11 protein-coding genes are annotated in these 17,075 nt (G+C 72.7%); 9 read left to right on the top strand and 2 right to left on the bottom strand.

Annotated elements, in window-relative coordinates:
- Positions 1–103 precede the first annotated feature (103 nt).
- Entirely contained in the window at positions 104–1,390 is a 1,287-nt protein-coding gene (locus ACSTA4_RS23390; RefSeq protein ID WP_444961040.1) for an aspartate aminotransferase family protein, read from the bottom strand.
- A gap of 196 nt (positions 1,391–1,586) precedes the next feature.
- On the opposite strand from ACSTA4_RS23390, the gene ACSTA4_RS23385 reads away from it, so the two are divergent.
- Positions 1,587–3,191: a PucR family transcriptional regulator gene (locus ACSTA4_RS23385; protein WP_248771813.1), complete on the top strand. Its 1,605-nt coding sequence runs from the start codon at positions 1,587–1,589 to the stop codon at positions 3,189–3,191.
- Positions 3,192–3,318: 127 nt separating this feature from the next.
- Here ACSTA4_RS23385 and gabT read toward each other — a convergent pair whose 3' ends face one another.
- On the bottom strand, positions 3,319–4,656 hold the full coding sequence (gabT, locus tag ACSTA4_RS23380) for a 4-aminobutyrate--2-oxoglutarate transaminase (protein ID WP_444961039.1): 1,338 nt from the start codon (positions 4,654–4,656) through the stop codon (positions 3,319–3,321).
- A 250-nt stretch (positions 4,657–4,906) separates the two neighbouring features.
- On the opposite strand from gabT, the gene ACSTA4_RS23375 reads away from it, so the two are divergent.
- From ACSTA4_RS23375 to ACSTA4_RS23340, 8 genes are all read left to right on the top strand, one after another.
- Complete coding sequence (locus tag ACSTA4_RS23375; RefSeq protein ID WP_444961038.1) at positions 4,907–6,352, top strand: PucR family transcriptional regulator; 1,446 nt, start codon at positions 4,907–4,909, stop codon at positions 6,350–6,352.
- A gap of 160 nt (positions 6,353–6,512) precedes the next feature.
- A complete protein-coding gene (locus ACSTA4_RS23370) occupies positions 6,513–9,623 on the top strand; it encodes a DNA helicase (protein WP_444961037.1) in 3,111 nt (1,036 codons plus the stop codon).
- 131 nt (positions 9,624–9,754) lie between these two features.
- On the top strand, positions 9,755–10,636 hold the full coding sequence (locus tag ACSTA4_RS23365; protein ID WP_274974508.1) for an Fpg/Nei family DNA glycosylase: 882 nt from the start codon (positions 9,755–9,757) through the stop codon (positions 10,634–10,636).
- A gap of 121 nt (positions 10,637–10,757) precedes the next feature.
- Positions 10,758–11,777, top strand: coding sequence for a LacI family DNA-binding transcriptional regulator (locus ACSTA4_RS23360; RefSeq protein WP_444961036.1), 1,020 nt, complete (start codon positions 10,758–10,760; stop codon positions 11,775–11,777).
- Positions 11,778–12,319: 542 nt separating this feature from the next.
- Positions 12,320–14,023, top strand: coding sequence for an ABC transporter substrate-binding protein (locus ACSTA4_RS23355; protein ID WP_444964254.1), 1,704 nt, complete (start codon positions 12,320–12,322; stop codon positions 14,021–14,023).
- A gap of 190 nt (positions 14,024–14,213) precedes the next feature.
- Positions 14,214–15,209, top strand: a complete 996-nt coding sequence (locus ACSTA4_RS23350) for an ABC transporter permease (protein ID WP_444961035.1) — start codon at positions 14,214–14,216, stop codon at positions 15,207–15,209.
- Positions 15,206–16,114, top strand: coding sequence for an ABC transporter permease (locus ACSTA4_RS23345; protein WP_444961034.1), 909 nt, complete (start codon positions 15,206–15,208; stop codon positions 16,112–16,114). Before ACSTA4_RS23350 ends, ACSTA4_RS23345 begins: the two co-directional genes overlap by 4 nt.
- Complete coding sequence (locus ACSTA4_RS23340) at positions 16,114–17,070, top strand: ABC transporter ATP-binding protein (protein WP_444961033.1); 957 nt, start codon at positions 16,114–16,116, stop codon at positions 17,068–17,070. The genes ACSTA4_RS23345 and ACSTA4_RS23340 overlap by 1 nt, the downstream gene beginning before the upstream one ends.
- The last annotated feature ends 5 nt before the right edge of the window (positions 17,071–17,075 follow it).

Genomic DNA, 17,075 nt, shown 5'->3' with positions numbered 1-17,075 from the left:
ATCGTGCTGCCCGCCTCCGCGACCGTGCGCGGCGACCCCCTCGGGCCCGGTCGGCCCTTCCTCAGACCCGGCCGACTCTTCCTCAGACCCGGTCGGCCCTTCCTCAGGCCTCGGCGTCCACCGCGCGCACCGCGTCCAGCAGCACGTCGCGGCCCTCCACGGCCTCCTCCTGCGACAGCGTCATCGGCGGAGCCATTCGCAGCACGTTGCCGTGCACGCCGCCCTTGCCCACCAGCAGGCCGCGCTCGCGGGTGGCCTCCAGCACCTTCGCGGCCAGGGGGGAGGACGGCGCGCCGGTGGCGGGGTCCGCCATCTCCACGGCGAACATCAGCCCCTTGCCGCGCACGTCGCGCACGCTCGGCAGCGAGGTCAGCGCTCTGAGCCCCTCCAGGATCAGCGCGCCCTGGCGCCGGGCGTTGCCCTGGAGGTCGTGCTCCAGCACGTAGTCCAGGGTCGCCCCCGCCGCCGCCATCGACACCGGGTTGCCGCCGAACGTGGCCACGCCCAGCGCGCCCAGCCGGTCCATCAGGTCGCCGCGCGCCACCACACCGCCCACGGCGAACCCGTTGCCCAGGCCCTTGGCGAAGGTCATGGCGTCCGGTACCACCCCGTGGTTGCCGATGCCGAAGAAGCTCGTGCCGGTGCGCCCCCAGCCGGTCTGCACCTCGTCGGACACGAACAGGATGCCGTGCTCGTCCAGCACCTCCTTGTAGGCGGCGTACAGGCCGTCCGGCGGCATCGCGAATCCGCCCACGCCCTGCACGGGCTCGGCGATCAGGCACGCCACGTTCGGCGCCGCGGTGTCCAGCACGTCGCGCAGGTCGGCCACGCACGCCTCGACGTACTCCCGGTCGGTCATCCCCCGGAAGGCCGGGGCCGCGTGGTCGGTGCCGTGCAGGTAGTGCACGTTCAGCGGCGACAGGGAGGAGTTCTTCCACGCCCGGTTGCCGGTCACGGCCACCGTGCCGAACGAGCGCCCGTGGTAGCTGCCGCGCATGGCCAGCACCTCGTCGCTGCCGCGCGCGAACGTGGCCAGCAGCAGGGCGGTCTCGTTGGCCTCGGTGCCGGAGTTGGTGAAGAACACCTTCGCGTCCGGGATGCCCGACAGGCGGGCGATCCTCTCCGCCAGCTCCACCTGGCTTCGGATGAGGTAGAGGGTGGAGGTGTGCACGATCCCCCTGGCGATCTGGCGCTCGACGGCCTCGCGCACCTCGGCCACGTCGTAGCCGAGCATGTTGGTCACGATGCCGGTGAAGAAGTCCAGGTAGGTGTTGCCGTCGGCGTCCGTGACACGGGCGCCCTTGCCGCCGGTGATCTCCAGCGGGGACTCGTAGTACAGGGGAAGCCAGGAGGGCATGACCGCGCGGTGGCGCGAGAGAAGTTCCGACATGCACCCAGTCTCGCCCCGGCCCCCGGGCTTGGCCAGGATCAGCATGTTGACAACATGGCGGCCGGGTTTACGACGTGTAAGCCTCCGCGCGCGTGCCCTCCCCTCAGGTCAGGCCCGGTCAGCGCGGTACACCGTGTAAACCCGGAGGCCGGGAGCCTGACACTGCGTTCCGCGCCCGCCTCCTAGGATGGGTGCCGTGCTTCCCACCCTCGCCGAAGTCCTCCAGCTTCCCGCCCTCCAGCGCGCCCGTCCCCGGGTCGTGGCGTGCCCGGACCGGCTGGACGTGGCCGTGCGCTGGGTGCACATCGCGGAGGTCACCGACCTCGCCCACCTGCTGCGCGGCGGCGAACTGGTGCTCAGCACCGGCATCGCCATGCCCGACGACCCCGAGGCGCTGCGCCGCTACATCGACGACCTGGCCGCCGCAGGGGTCAGCGGCATCGCGGTCGAGCTGGGCCGCAAGTACCACGCCGAGCTCCCGCCCGCCTTCCTCGACGCCGCGCGCGACGCGGGCGTGCCGGTGGTCCTGCTCGACCGCGAGGCCCGTTTCGTGGAGATCACCGAGGCCGTGCACATCCGGGTGGTCAACGAACAGCTGGAGGAGCTGCGCGAGTCCGAGAAGCTGCACTCGGTCTTCACCCAGCTCTCGGTGGAGGGCGCCGACACCGGGCGCATCCTGCACGAGGTCGCCCAGCTCTCCGGCTGCCCCGTGGTCCTGGAGAACCTCACCCACCAGGTGCTGGCCTGCGACCTCAACGGCGAGGAGCCCGGAACCCTGCTCACCTCCTGGGAGAGCCGCTCGCGCGCGGCGCGCTCGGGAACGCGCACCGTCCACACGCCCGCCAACGGCTGGCTGGTCACCACTGTCGGGGCGCGCGGCCAGGACTGGGGGCGGCTGATCCTCGTGGTCGGGGCCAACCCCACCCCGCGCCAGAGCATGCTCATCGAACGCGCCGCCACCACCCTGGCGCTGGGCAGGCTGCTGGAGCGCCACCAGGAGAGCCTGGAGCGGCAGACGCACCGCACGATCATCGCGGGCATCATCGACCGGGCCTACTCCGACCCGGAGGAGGCGCTGGTGCGGGCCCGCGCCGTGGGCGTGCCGCTCAACGGCCGCGAACTGGTGGGACTCGTGCTGCGCCTGCGTGAGAGCGGGACCGGACTGGCCGCCCAGGCGCGCCTGTCCGACACCGCCGAGGGCGCCGCGCGCGCCTGCCGAGAGCTGCGCCTGCCCGCCCTGGTGGGCTCGCTCGACGACCTGCGCGTGGGCATCCTGCTGGCGCTGCCGGGCCGCCAGCGCCTGGACCCGACCCTGCACATGCTCGCCGACCGCATCCGCACCGCGGTGGGCGGCGCCGCGGTGCTGGCCGTGGGCTCCTCCGCGGACGGCGTCCGGGAGGTGCGGCGCTCCTTCCTGGAGGCGCGCCAGGTCGGCGACGTGGCCATCCGCCAGAGCGACCAGCGCCCCTTCTACCGGCTGCCCGACCTGCACCTGCGCGGCCTGCTCCACCTGTTCCGCGACGACGAGCGGCTCCAGACCTACGTCGAGCGCGAGCTGGGGCCGCTGCTGGACCACGACGCGCGGCACGGCGGCGACCTGACCGATATGCTCCGCCACTACCTGGGCGCGGGCCGCAACAAGGCGCTCGCCGCCGGGCGGGCGCACCTGTCCCGCCCGGCGTTCTACGACCGGCTGCGGCGCATCGCCCACGTCCTGGACGCGGACCTGGACTCGGTGGAGACCTGCCTGTCCCTGCACGTGGCGCTGCTGTCGCTGGACTCGGTCCGCGACGAGCGCTGACCCGGCGCCCGCGGGCGGTCACGGTGTCCCCGCCCGCGCGCGGGCGCACCAGGACCAGCGCGCACACGTTGTCCCTCCGGTGGACGGTGACCGGCCCGCGCCGCCCGCCGCCTCCGCCGTACGGGTGCTACAGCTGGGCGAAGGCCTCCTCCAGGATGTCCAGGCCCTCGTGCAGCAGCTCGTCGCCGATCACCAGCGGCGGCAGCATGCGGATCACGTTGCCGTAGGTGCCCGCGCTCAGCAGGACCAGGCCGCGGGAGTGGCAGTAGGACAGGACCTTGCCCAGCGCCTCGGTGGCGGGCGTGCGGTCGGCGTCCTGGACCAGCTCGATCGCGATCATCGCGCCGCGTCCGCGCACGTCGCCGATGACCTCGTACTTGGCGGCCAGCTCGCGCAGGCGGCCCAGCATCAGCTCACCGATCTCACGGGCGCGCTCCACCAGGCCGTCGGACTCGATCGCCGACAGGGCGGCCAGCGCGGCGGCGCACGCGGCCGGGTTGCCGCCGTAGGTGCCGCCCAGGCCGCCGCCGTGCACGGCGTCCATCAGCTCGGCGCGGCCGGTCACCGCGGCCAGCGGCAGGCCGCCCGCGATGCCCTTGGCGGTCGTGATCAGGTCCGGGACCACGCCCTCGTGCTCGCTGGCGAACATGTGGCCGGTGCGGGCGAAGCCGGTCTGCACCTCGTCGGCGACGAACACGATGCCGTTGGCGCGGCAGAACTCCACCACCGCGGGCAGGAAGCCGGGGGCGGGCTCGATGAAGCCGCCCTCGCCCTGGATCGGCTCGATCACCACGGCCGCCACGTTCTGGGCGCCGATCTGCTTGGTGATCTGCTCGATCACCATGGCCGCAGCCTCGGGGCCGCAGTTGTCCGGGCCCGTGGGCCAGCGGTACGGGTAGGCCATCGGCATCCGGTGGATCTCACCGGCGAACGGCCCGAAGCCCTGCTTGTAGGGCATGTTCTTGGCGGTCAGCCCCATGGTGAGGTTGGTGCGGCCGTGGTAGGCGTGGTCGAACACCACGACCGCCTGGCGACCGGTCGCGCTGCGGGCGATCTTCACCGCGTTCTCGACCGCCTCGGCGCCCGAGTTGAGCAGGACCGAGCGCTTCTCGTGGTCGCCCGGCGTGATCCGGTTGAGCGCCTCGCACACGTCCACGTACGCCTCGTACGGGTTGACCATGAAGCAGGTGTGCGTGAACCGGCCGAGCTGCTCGGCGGCGCGCTCCACCACGCGGGGGTCGGCGTTGCCGACGTTGGTCACGGCGATGCCGGAGCCGAAGTCGATCAGGGCGTTGCCGTCGACGTCCTCGACGATGCCGCCGCCCGCGCGCTCGACGTAGACCGGCAGGACGCTGCCCACGCCCTGGGCGACGGCCGAACGGCGGCGCTCCTGGATCGCGCGGGACTTGGGGCCGGGGATCTCGGTGACGATCCGGCGGGACTGGGCGACCTCGGTCGCTGCCATGCGGCTGCCTCCTTCTGCGGTGGACGGGAGCGGAGAGGGGCCGGGGGTGGGCTCCCCGACCTGGGACGACACTAGGGCGCGCGGAACCGCCCCCACATGGACAAGGTGGATAATCAGGGCAGAGCCTTGCGCCAGCGCGTCAGGGTTCGCACGAAGCGGGTCCGCCGGAGCGGCGGGAGGACGGCCCGCGTCCGGTCCCGCCGACCGCGCCGAACCGCCTCGGCCGGCGGCCGAAGTGGAGGGGAAGCCGATGCCACCGACCCTGGGGGCCCTGATGCGCACGCCCCGCCTGCGCCTGAACCTGCTCACCGGCCAGGAGAACCTGGACCGGCGGGTGGAGTGGGTCGCGGTCAGCGAACTGGAGGACCCCACGCCCTACCTGGCGGGCGGCGAACTCCTGCTCACCACCGGCGTGCGCTGGGCCACCGGAGTCCCCGACCTGCGCGACTACACGCGCCGCCTGGCCGAGCGCCGCGTCACCGCGCTGGGCTTCGCGGTCGGCGTGGTCCTGGAGCGCACCCCCGAGCCGCTCCGCGAGGCCGCCGCCGAGTTCGGCCTCACGCTGCTGGAGGTGGCCCGGGAGACCCCCTTCATCGCGATCGGCAAGGAGGTGTCCCGGCTCCTGGCCAAGGAGGAGTACGAGGGGCTGAGCAGGGCCTTCGCCGCCCAGCGCGACCTCACCCGCGCCGCGCTCACCGGGGAGTCGGCGATCGTGGACCGGCTGGCCCGCGAACTCGGCGCCTGGGTGCTGCTGCTGTCCGCCGACGGCGCCGCCCGGCACGCCGCCCCCGCCGGGGCCTCCCCCCGCGCCGCCGGACTCGCCGAGGAGCTGGACCGGCTGCGCGAGGCGGGCGTGCGCGCCAGCGTCTCCCTCACCTCAGGCGGTGAACACGTCTCCGTGCAGCCCCTGGCCACCAGCCGCCGGGTCCGCGGGTTCCTGGCCGTGGGCACCGGCGGGCGCCTGGGCTCGGACGAGCGCACGCTGGTCAACGCCGCGGTGTCGCTGCTCTCCCTCGAACTGGAGCGCACCGCGCACGACGCCGCGTCCCGGGTGCGCGAGGGGGTGCTCGCGGCGCTGCTCACCGGGGCGCTGGACCCCCTCCACCCGGGGGCGGAGCGGCTGCGCGGGGTCCTTCCCGCCGAACCCGTCATCGTGGCGGCCGCCGACGGGGCCGGGCCCGCGCACCCGCCCGAGGGCGTCCTGGCCACCGAGCACGACGGCCGCGCCCTGCTGCTGGCCCCCGCCGACACCGCGACGGGGGTGCTCGGCGAGGTCCTGGAGGGGCCGGTCGGGGTGAGCGACCCGTCCTCCTACGCGGAACTGTCCGCGGCGCTGTCCCAGGCCGAGCGCGCGCTGGCCGCCGCGCGCGACGCGGGGGAGGGGCTGCTCCGCGTCGGCGACCTGCCCGGCGGGCTGCTCGGGCTGGCCGACACCCCCGCCGGCGCCCGCATGGCCGGGGACCTGCTCGCCCCGTTGCTGCGCCAGCGCACCTCGGCCGAACTGCTCGCCTCGCTGCGCGCCTACCTCGCGGCCTCGGGCCGGTGGGACGCGGCGTCGGAGGCACTGGGGGTCCACCGGCACACGCTGCGCTACCGCATGCGGCGCATCCGCGACCTGCTGCCCGGCGATCTGGACGACCCCGACTACCGCACCGAGCTGTGGATCGCCCTGCGCGTCCGCGGTGCCGCGGACTGACCGCCCTCGCTACTCCCCGGACCCCGTCACCCGGCGTCGTCACCCGGAGTGAAAGTGGTGACGGGTTCCGGTGTTCGCGGGGTCCGGGAGCGGTCCGTACACCACAATGGCTTGCTGTCGGTGGGTAGTCGGCCGATGACACAGCCGTGTGGGGGAGACGTTGAGGTCACTGCGGGACGACGAGGACGAGATCGTGCGCGCGGGCGTGCCGGGGGCGCCGCCGGGAGCCGCCGGCCCCCTCCCCGGGGCGCTCGGCGGCCCGTCGGGCGTCGGCACGGCCTCGCTGCGCTGGAAGCCCCCGATCGACCGTTCCGAGGTGCGCTCCGTGCTGGCCTACCTGCGCGCCTGCCTGCGCCGCGAGGCGGTGCACACCCACGTCGTCCCGGTCGCAGACCTGGGCTCCGACAGCTGCGCGTGCCTGCCCCCGGGCCCCGAGGTGCTCTTCAGCGGGGTCAGGGAGACGCTTCCGCTGCACCCGGAGTCCGTCCGAGTCCTGCGCGCGGCCCACGGCCTCGGCCAGTCCGTGCGCTACGGCTACCCGCTCGTGATCCTGGGGGAGGGCGGGGACCGGGCGGCCCTGCCCCTGCTCACCGTCGACGTGCGGATCGCGGACGAGTCCGCGGACACCCCCGCCGGGTCCGGGGACACGCTGGTCCGCGCGGTCGGCCCGCCCGACGTCAACCCCGCGCTCCTGGGACGCCTCGACCTCACCGACCCCGAGGACCTGTTCGAACTGCGGACCCGGCTGCGCTCCGGTGCGCCCGACTCCCTGCGGCGCCCCGCGGCCGTCGCCGACCTCGCCGCCAGGATCCGCGCCCTGCTCTCCGGCCTGGAGATCGAGCGGGTGGACGACATCGCACCCCTGGGCACCCGGGGCGCTCCGCGCACCGGGACGGACGGCGCCCACAACGTCGCCGTGCTCTTCCGGGCCGGGCCCGGCGGGGGACGCCACGACGCCGACGAGCGCGAACCCGTCGGGGTCGAGGGGGTCCTGGCCGACCTCGACCCCTCCGGCCGCGACGGCCTCGACCCCGAGGACGTCAGCGGAACCGCCCTGGAGCCCCTGCTCGGACAGCCCTCCCGGACGGCCGGGGCCCCCGGCCCGGCGGCGTCCGGACGGCTCTTCCGCGGTCCCCGCGCCGCGACCCGCCGCGGTTGCGCCGACCCCGCCGGAAACGCCGCCGAGCCCCCCGTCCCGATCTCGGCGACCGCCCTCGACCAGTCCCAGTACGCGGTCCTGTGCGCGGCCATGCGCGAGCAGCTCACCGTGGCCGCCGCCCCGCCCGGAAGCGGTGTGTACGACCTGGTCGACGCCCTCGTGCGCACCGCCGTCAGCAACGGCCAGCGCGTCCTGGTGTGCGGGCGCACCGAGGCCGACGTCGACGCGGTGCGCCTGCGCGCGGACACCTCACCCGGGCACCCCGTCGTGCGCGTGGGCGGGGACGGACGGAGCACGGCCGAGGCAGTGCTGCTCACCCGGCTCCTCACCGAGCACTCCCGGAGCCTGCCCGCGGCCCCCGCCGGTTCCGGCGGGGAGGACCCCACCGTCCACTGGGCGGACCTGGCCGCGGACTGGGCGGCGGTCCGCGAGGCGTGGCGGGCCATGGACACCATGGCCTCCGGCGGCCACTCGCTCGCCCGCCTGGCGGAGGAGCGCGGCCGGGTCGTCTCCCAGGGGTGGGACCCCGACTCCCTCTTCACGCCGGAGCGGGGCGGCCCCGAGTACTGGCTGCACCGGGCCGAGCGCGCGGGCGCCGGGGGCCTGGCCGGGCTGGCCCACCGCGGCGCCGTCCGCCGCGAACTGGGAGTGGACACCGACCCCGACAGCCTCGCCCGCCTGCGCGCGGTCGCCCGCCTGGAGGGCGAGTGGCGCGCGGCCGTGGACCGGCGCACCCGCTGCGCGCCGCTGAACACGCTCACCGCCGACCTGGCCGACGCCCTCGCCCGGCACCGCAGGTCCAGCTCCGCCTGCCTGCGCGCGGTCGGAGACCCCCGCCTGTGGCGGGGCCGCGCCGCCATAGAGCACCGCCTGGAGAGCCTCAACTGGCACCGCGGACACGGCTGGCCGGGTCTGGGCGGGCTGCTCGACACCCTGCCCGCGTGGGTGTGCCGCACCGACCAGGTCCGGGCGCTGCAACCCCGGGCGGGCCTGTTCGACCTGGCCGTCGTGGTCGGGGCCGAGCGTACCCGGCTGACCGAGCTGCTGCCGGTGCTCTACCGCGCCAACCGCGCCGTGGTGTTCGGAGACCCCGCGCACCCGGGGCCGGTGAGCGTGCTGGAACCGGACGAGGAGCGCCGCGCGCTGTCCGCCGCCGGTCTGGTCGCGGGCCAGTTGGACGACCGGGGCCTGCGCTACGGCGCCGGTTCGGCGATGCGCGCCCTGTACCGGGCCGCGCCGCCCATGCGGTGGCTGGAGGAGCACGAGGGGGCGCCGCCCCAGCTCGCCGGGGCCGCCTCGCGGCACTGCTACGGGGGAAGGCTCGCGGTGCGCACCCTCCCCGACCCCTCGGCCGGCCCCGCGTTCGAGTGGCGCGACGTCGCCGGGGTCTGCGAGGTCGCGCCCGGCGCGTCCTTCGTCAACCGGGACGAGGCCTACCGGGTGGCGGTGGTGGTGGGCGAGCTCGACGACCACCTGCCCCGGGGCCGGGTGGTCGCGGTGGTCGCGCCGACCCAGCCCCAGGCGGCCCTGGTGCGCCGCCTGCTACGCAAGCGCGTCCTGCGCCACGAGGTGCGGGTGGGCGGACCGGACCTGTTGGCGGACGACCACGATCCGGCGGACGTCACCGTCCTGACGCCGACGCTGGCCTCCGGGGCGCCCGCCGTCGCCGAGCGGCGCGTCCGCCGGATGGGCCACCTGTGGTCGTCGGTGCTCACCCGCACGCGCCAGCGGCTCGTGGTCGTCGGGGACCGCGGGTACTGGTCGGGCGACGACGGCCCGCTGGGCGAGCTGGAGGCGTCGGTGCCGGGCGGCCGCGCGGGGCGGACCGACGCGGCCGCCTCCGCACTGGTCAGGGAACTGCGCGGGGTGGGGACGGAGGTGACCCTCCAGCAGACGGTCGAGGGCTGGACCGCCGACATGGTGGTCCGGTTCGGCTCCCGCCGACTGCTGCTCCTGCTCGACCGGGAGCCCGACGGCCGCTCCCTGCGCTGGCTGCTCGCCCGCGGGGAGACGCTCAACCGCACCACGGGGGACCCCGTGGTCGTGGTGCCCGCCTGGCGCTGCCTGGCCGACCCGCGCGCCCTGGTGGAGGAGATCCTCACCGCCCACTGACCCGCCGGGCGGCCCCCACCGGGACCGGACGCCGAACGGACCGGCGGACGGGGCGGGCGCACTACCCTGGAGCCCGATGTCCGGAAAGCGGTGTTCACGCCGCCCCGGGCGGACGGGGGAGGAGAGGACCGGTGCCCGAGGGCCACACGCTGCACCGCCTGGCAGCGCACTTCGACAAGACCTTCGGCGGCGGCGCGGTACGCGCCAGCAGCCCGCAGGGGCGCTTCGCCGACGGCGCCGCCCGGATCGACGGCCGGGTCCTCACCGAGAGCGAGGCCCACGGCAAGCACCTCTTCCTGGGGTTCGACTCGGGGGAGTGGCTGCGGGTCCACCTGGGCCTGTACGGCGCCTGGTCCTTCGGCGACGCCGACGGCGAACGCCACCTGGGCGCGCCGCGGGCCGCCGGCGGCGCCCGCCGGGAGCTGCTCCGCGACGCCGAGGGCTTCGCCGTGCCGCCCGAACCCGTCGGGGCGGTGCGCGCCCGTCTGGTCAACTCCTCCGGCTGGGCCGACCTGCGCGGCCCCTCGGCCTGCGAGGTCGTCACCGAGGACGACAAGCGCGCCGTCCAGGACAGGCTGGGACCCGACCCCCTGCGCGACGACGCCGACCCCGAGCGCGCCTGGCGCGTGGTCAGCCGCTCCCGGACCAGCATCGCCGCGCTCCTCATGCGCCAGGACGTGGTGGCGGGCATCGGCAACATCTACCGTGCGGAGTCGCTGTTCCGGGCGGGCCTGGACCCGATGACCCCGGGCCGCGACCTCACGGCCGGGCAATGGTCGCGGCTGTGGGACGACCTGTCGGGTTTGCTCCGCGACGGCGTGCGGGACGGCTACATCATCACCACCCTGCCCGAGCACCGCCCCGACCCGGACGCGCGCCCCGTGCCCCGGCCCGACAGCCTCTACGTGTGCTACCGGACCGGCGAACCCTGCCGGGTGTGCTCCTCGCCGGTCGCCTCCGCCGAACTGGCCGGGCGCACCCTCTACTGGTGCCCCCGGTGCCAGGGAGTTTGATGGCTTTCGTGAGTTAAGTACCCATTTGTCGGGTTAGATGCCGAGGTCATGCAGTACAATCCCGAACCGTCTGCTTAACCGGTTCAGCGTTGTGTGATCAGGGGGACGAATGGGGGGTTTGATGCGGCGTCCGACCATCATGGACATCGCCAAGGCCGCGGGGGTGTCCAAGGGGGCCGTGTCCTACGCGCTCAACGGGCGCCCGGGGGTCTCGGAGGAGACCCGAAGACGCATCCTGGCGATCGCCAGCGACCTCGGCTGGGCGCCCAGCAGCCCGGCGCGCGCACTCGCCCCCGGCGGCCGGATCGGGGCGGTCGGCCTGGTGGTCGACCGGCCCGCCCACTCCCTGGGGCTGGAACCCTTCTTCATGCAGCTGGTCTCGGGGATCGAGACCGAGCTGGCCTCCTCGGGGGTCGACCTGTTGTTACAGGTCACCGAGGACATGGGCGCCGAGATCGCGGCCTACCGGCGCTGGTCGTCCGAACGCCGGGTGGACGGCGTGATCATGGTCGACCTGCGCGTGGGCGACCCGCGCGTCCAAGTCGTCGAGGAGCTCCCGCTGCCCGCCGTCGTCCTCGGTGGACCCGAGGGCGTGGGCTCCCTGCCGTACCTGCACACCGACGACGCCACCGCCATGCGCGAGGTCGTCCACTACCTGGCCGCCCTCGGCCACCGGCGCATCGTCCAGGTGGCGGGCCCGGAGAAGTTCGTGCACACCCGCGTGCGCACCCGGGCCTTCCTGGACGCCGCGGCCCAGGCCGGGCTCAGCGAGGCCCGCTGGGTGCACGCCGACTACACGGGCGAGGGCGGTACGAGGACCACGCGCAAGCTGCTGGCCGCCACCGACCGGCCGACCGCCCTGATCTACGACAACGACCTCATGGCCGTGGCCGGACTGGGCGTGGCCCACGAGATGGGCGTGGACGTGCCCTCGCAGCTGTCCATCGTGGCCTGGGACGACTCGGTGCTGTGCCGCCTGGTCCGCCCCTCGCTGACCGCCATAGTGCGCGACATCGTGTCCTACGGCCGCCAGGCCGCGCTGATGCTGGCCAAAACGATCGAGGGCAAGCCGGTGGCCAACAGCGAGACCTCGCGCGGGGAGCTGCTCCCACGCGGCAGCACCGGGCCCCTGGGCGCGTGATCCGGCGTCCCCGACCGGCCGCCCGCGGTCGGGGGACGGCCCGCCGCCGCGCGCCCGGTCCGGCGTGTACACCGCGTGAGAGCCCCAGAGCCCGGTGTGGCGCGGACGCCGGGGTTCGCGGCGTGCACCGCGGCGGTTGTTAACGATGTGAAAACAGGGGCGCGAGTTGCCTCGGTGGTCTCTGTGGCTTTGGTGTCCAAAAGGTGACCGTGAGGGTGCTGCCACCCCCTCCCGAGCTGTGGAAGGCTGCGGCGCGTAACGCCCCACGCCGACAGGCCCCCGAGGGAGCGAGAACGCCCGTGCGGAACCGGTTCAGCACCGCCGAACTTACTGACATACCCGCATCTGTGCTGTTACAAGCGAATAACAGCGAAGTGTCGGGCATTGACGCCCTTCCTGTGGACGTGTTGTTGTTAACGTCACTTACCCGGTTCAGCAACGGTCTCGTGCGCTCACCACTGGGAGCGCTCCCACCCTTCCGGTCTCACGGAGGGGACTCCCCCCATAGGCCGGCCGGGTGACAAGGAGGAGTCGAGATGAGAATGCTGCGGCTTCCGGCGGCACTCGCGGCCCTGGCCCTCGCGGTCAGCGCCTGCTCGGGTGGCGGCGGGAACAGCGACGGCGGTTCGGGCCAGTACCCCAGGAACGAGACCCTGTACACCACGGGTACAGCCTGGGAGGCGCCGACCAGCTGGAACCCGATGATGCGGGGCCAGTTCGCGGTCGGCACCAACGGCCTGGTCTACGAGTCGCTCTTCCACTACGACGCGGACGCGGGAGAGTACGTCCACTGGCTCGCCGAGAGCGACGAGTGGACCTCGGAGACCGAGCACGTGATCACCCTGCGCGAGGGCGTCACGTGGAACGACGGCGAGCCCTTCGTCGCCCAGGACGTGGTCACCACGCTGGAGCTCGGCCAGGTCCCCGGAGTCCCCTACAGCAACGTCTGGGACTACATCGAGAGCGTCGAGGCCACCGACGAGCGCACGGTCACCGTCACCTTCTCGGAGAGCCGTCCGCAGGAGTGGATGAACTGGGCCTACTCCAACCCCATCGTCCCGGACCACATCTGGGCCGACATGGAGGAGAGCCAGATCGCCGACAGCCCCAACGAGAACCCGGTCGGCACCGGCCCCTACGTCTACGAGTCGCACACCGACGACCGCATGGTCTGGGAGCGCAACGACGAGTGGTGGGCCGTCGACGCCCTCGACATGACGATGGACGCCCGCTACATCGTCGACATCGTCAACGCCTCCAACGAGGTCACGATGGGCATGCTGAACCAGGGCGAGGTCGACCTCTCCAACAACTTCCTGCCCGGCATCGACCAGGTCCTCAACAGCAACGAGACCATCACCAGCTTCTACGACGGCCCCCCGTACATGAAGAGCGCCAACACGGCGTGGCTCATCCCGAACCACACCCGTGAGCCGCTCAACGACACGGCGTTCCGCCAGGCCCTGGCCCACTCGATCAACATCACCCAGATCGTCGAGGGCCCGTACGCCAACCTGGTCCAGGCGGCCAACCCCACGGGCCTGCTGCCCGAGTGGGACGCCTACATCGACCACGAGCTGGTCGAGCGCGAGGGCTTCACCTTCGACGCGGACGAGGCCGTGGCCATCCTCGAAGAGGCCGACTACATGGACGAGGACGGCGACGGCTTCGTCGAGACCCCCGACGGCGAGCCCATCGCGCTGACCCTCGCGGTCCCCTCCGGCTGGACCGACTGGATGGAGGCCGCCCGCATCATCGAGCAGAACGCCCAGGACGTCGGCATCAACATCACCGCCGAGTTCCCCGACGCGGGCCTGCTCGACGACAACCGCAACGCGGGCGAGTTCGACCTGGTCATCAACAACGCCCGGCAGCTGAGCAACTCGCCGTGGACCTACTACGACTACCTCTACCAGCTGCCCATCCAGGAGCAGCAGACCACGGTGAACTTCCACCGCTACGAGAGCGACGAGGCGTGGGCCCTCACCGAGGAGCTCGCCCGGGTCCCCGCCGACGACGTCGAGGCCGCGGCCGAGGTCACCTCGCAGCTCCAGGAGCACTTCCTGGCCGAGCTGCCGACCATCCCGCTCTGGTACAACGGCCAGTGGGCGCAGACCAACAACACCGCCTGGGCCAACTGGCCCAGTGAGGCCGAGGACACGCCCAACAGCCCCGCGGTGATGTGGGAGGGCTGGTACGAGCTCGGCGGAATCGAGACTCTCGCCTCGATCGAACCGGTCGAGTAGGGGCGGGGGAGCGACCTCCCCCCATCCACCCCGCTGACCACTCCCCGCCCCCGGCCGAGGCACGGCGCGAAAGAGCCCGGCCGGGGGACGCCCCGGGAGAGCGGGCGCGGCACGGAACAGCCCCACAGGGTCCGTGCCGCGCCCCCTCCGGGGCCACTCGACTGTCCGCCGCCATCACCTGGAGGAACGTGTGTGGCGCTATATCGGTCGTAAGCTCTTCGTCTACCTGCTTACGTTCATCGTCGCGGTCACCATCAACTGGATGATTCCGCGCTTCATGCCCGGCGACCCCATCCGCAGCATGCTCTCCCGGGCTTCAGCGGGCGACCCCGAGGCCCTGGCCACCATGACCGCCTACTACGAGGAGGTCTTCGGCCTCGACAGGCCGCTGCACGAGCAGTACCTGAGCTTCTGGGCCGGCCTGTTCCGAGGGGACCTGGGCATCAGCGTGATGCTCTACCCCGAGCCGGTCACCGACGTCATCATGAGGGCGGTCCCCTTCACCCTGGGACTGCTGCTCCCCGCGATCCTGCTCAGCTGGATCATCGGCAACCGCTTCGGCGCCTTCGCCGCCCGCAGCAAGGCCCTGGACAACACGGTCCTGCCGGTCGGCTACATCCTCACCGCCACGCCGTACATGTGGCTGGCCCTGCTGCTGGCCTGGAGCCTGGGCATCGTCGCCGGGATCTTCCCGGCCTCGGGCGGCTACAGCTTCTCCCTGCGCCCCGAGTTCAGCTGGCTGTTCATCTCCAACCTGATCACCCACTGGTTCCTGCCGTTCCTGTCCATGTTCCTCGTGGCGCTCGGCGGCTGGGCGATCGGCATGCGCAACATGATCATCTACGAGCTGGACGCGGACTACTCCAACTACCTCCAGGCCCTCGGCGCCCCGCGCAAGCTGGTCCGGCGCTACGCGTTCCGCAACGCCATGCTGCCGCAGATCACCGGCCTGGCGGTCCAGCTGGGCACGATCATCGCGGGCTCCCTGCTCACCGAGATCGTGTTCAACTACCCCGGCCTCGGCAAGCTCATCCTCGACTCCCTGGAGAGCCGCGACTTCTTCCTGCTCCAGGGCGTCTTCCTGTTCGTGGTCGTCGGCGTGCTGATCGCCAACTTCATCATCGACATCGTCTACGTGCTGATCGACCCGCGCACCCGGGTCCAGATGACGGGAGGCTCCTCATGACGAACGTCGCCGGAGCTCCGGGCACCGCCGAGAAGGCGGCCGCCCCCGAACCGGCCGGGCGCAAGGGCTCAGAGGCCCTGTACTTCGCCCGGCGCAACCCCAAGCTGCTCATCGGCTCGGGTATCGTCCTGGCCTTCCTGCTGCTCGGGATCGTCGGCCCCTTCTTCGTCAGCGACAGCCCCAACGAGTACGTCGGCCCGCAGATGCAGGCGCCCAACGGCGAGTACTGGTTCGGTACCACCACGTTCGGCCAGGACATCTGGGCCCAGTTCGTGCACGGCGTGCGCGCCACGTTCATCATCGGCCTGTTCGGCGGCGGCGTCGCCTTCGTCATCGGCACGACGGTCGGCTTCGTCGCCGGGTACAAGGGCGGGATCGTCGACGAGATCCTCAACATGATCACGAACGTGGTCCTGGTGCTGCCCGCGATGGTCGTGCTCATCGTCGCGATCGCCTACCTGGACGCGCGCGGCCTGTTCGTGCAGGGCCTGTTCATCGGTCTGACCGCCTGGCCGTGGGCGGCCCGCGCGGTCCGTTCGCAGGCGCTGTCCCTGGCCACCCGCGACTACGTGGACCTGGCCCGGCTGAGCGGTCGGCGCACGTGGAAGATCATCACCACCGAGATCGCGCCCAACATGAGCTCGTACCTGGTGATGTCCTTCATCCTGCTCTTCGGCGGCGCGATCCTCACCGCGGCCGGCCTGGACTTCATCGGCCTCGGCCCCTCCAACGGCGTGTCCCTCGGCCTGATGCTGGAGAGCGCCGTCGCCTGGAGCGCGCTCACCCTCGGCATGTGGTGGTGGTTCATCCCGCCGGGCCTCGGCATCACCGTGATCGTGGGCTCGCTGTACATCCTCAACGTCGGGTTGGACGAGGTCTTCAACCCCAAGCTGCGGGAGCTGTGATGACCCTGCGCGTCAAGGACCTGAAGGTCTACTACCAGACCCTGCGCGGGGACGTCCACGCCCTCGACGGCGTCACGTTCGACCTCGCCGACGGGGAGATCATGGGCCTGGCCGGGGAGTCCGGCTGCGGCAAGACCACCCTGGGCAAGAGCCTGATCCGCCTGGACTCGCGGATGCGCCACGTCGGCGGCACGATCGAGCTGGACGGCAAGGACGTGCCCATCGCCGACGACCAGGCGATGGTGCCCCTGCGGTACCACGAGATCTCGCTCATCCCGCAGTACGCGATGAGCGCGCTCAACCCGACCCGCAAGATCGGGAAGATGATCAACGAGCTGCTGCGCGCCCGCGGCGTGCGGCCCGCCGACATCACCGAGGAGCTCCACCGCCGCCTGGAACTGGTCGGCCTGGACACCGACGTGCTCAACCGGTTCCCGATCGAGCTGTCCGGCGGCATGAAGCAGCGCGTCGTCATGGTCATCTCGACCCTGCTCAACCCGTCGCTGCTGATCGCCGACGAGGTCACCTCGGCCTTGGACGTGTCCACCCAGCGCTCCGTCGCGGAGTCGATGGTGGAGTTCCGCGACCGGGGCTACATCAAGAGCATGGTCTTCGTGACCCACGACATCTCGCTCGTGTACCAGATGGCGGACACGATCATGGTGATGTACGCGGGCCACATCGCGGAGAAGGCGCCCGCGAGCACCATCATCAACGAGCCCAAGCACCCCTACACCCAGATGCTCATCGGGGCGCTGCCCGAGGTAGGGTCCACCTCCACCGTGCAGGGGGGCCGCCTGGAGGGCATTCCCGGCACCCCGCCGGGGCTGCTCAACCCGCCCACCGGCTGCCGGTTCAAGGACCGCTGCCCGATGGCGTTCTCCAAGTGCTCCGAACAGCCGCCGCTGGTGGAGATCGAACCCGGCCACTGGGCCGCCTGCTGGAAGACGGGGTGAGGTAG

The organism is Nocardiopsis sp. M1B1 (genome assembly GCF_052466615.1).
This window is presented reverse-complemented; position numbering and strand designations above follow the sequence as displayed.

Coding starts and splice junctions, on each gene's coding strand:
- ACSTA4_RS23390 (WP_444961040.1), bottom strand. CDS start 1,390: ATGTCGGAACTTCTCTCGCGCCACCGCGCGGTCATGCCCTCCTGGCTT.
- gabT (WP_444961039.1), bottom strand. CDS start 4,656: ATGGCAGCGACCGAGGTCGCCCAGTCCCGCCGGATCGTCACCGAGATC.
- ACSTA4_RS23375 (WP_444961038.1), top strand. CDS start 4,907: ATGCCACCGACCCTGGGGGCCCTGATGCGCACGCCCCGCCTGCGCCTG.
- ACSTA4_RS23360 (WP_444961036.1), top strand. CDS start 10,758: ATGCGGCGTCCGACCATCATGGACATCGCCAAGGCCGCGGGGGTGTCC.
- ACSTA4_RS23355 (WP_444964254.1), top strand. CDS start 12,320: ATGCTGCGGCTTCCGGCGGCACTCGCGGCCCTGGCCCTCGCGGTCAGC.
- ACSTA4_RS23345 (WP_444961034.1), top strand. CDS start 15,206: ATGACGAACGTCGCCGGAGCTCCGGGCACCGCCGAGAAGGCGGCCGCC.
- ACSTA4_RS23340 (WP_444961033.1), top strand. CDS start 16,114: ATGACCCTGCGCGTCAAGGACCTGAAGGTCTACTACCAGACCCTGCGC.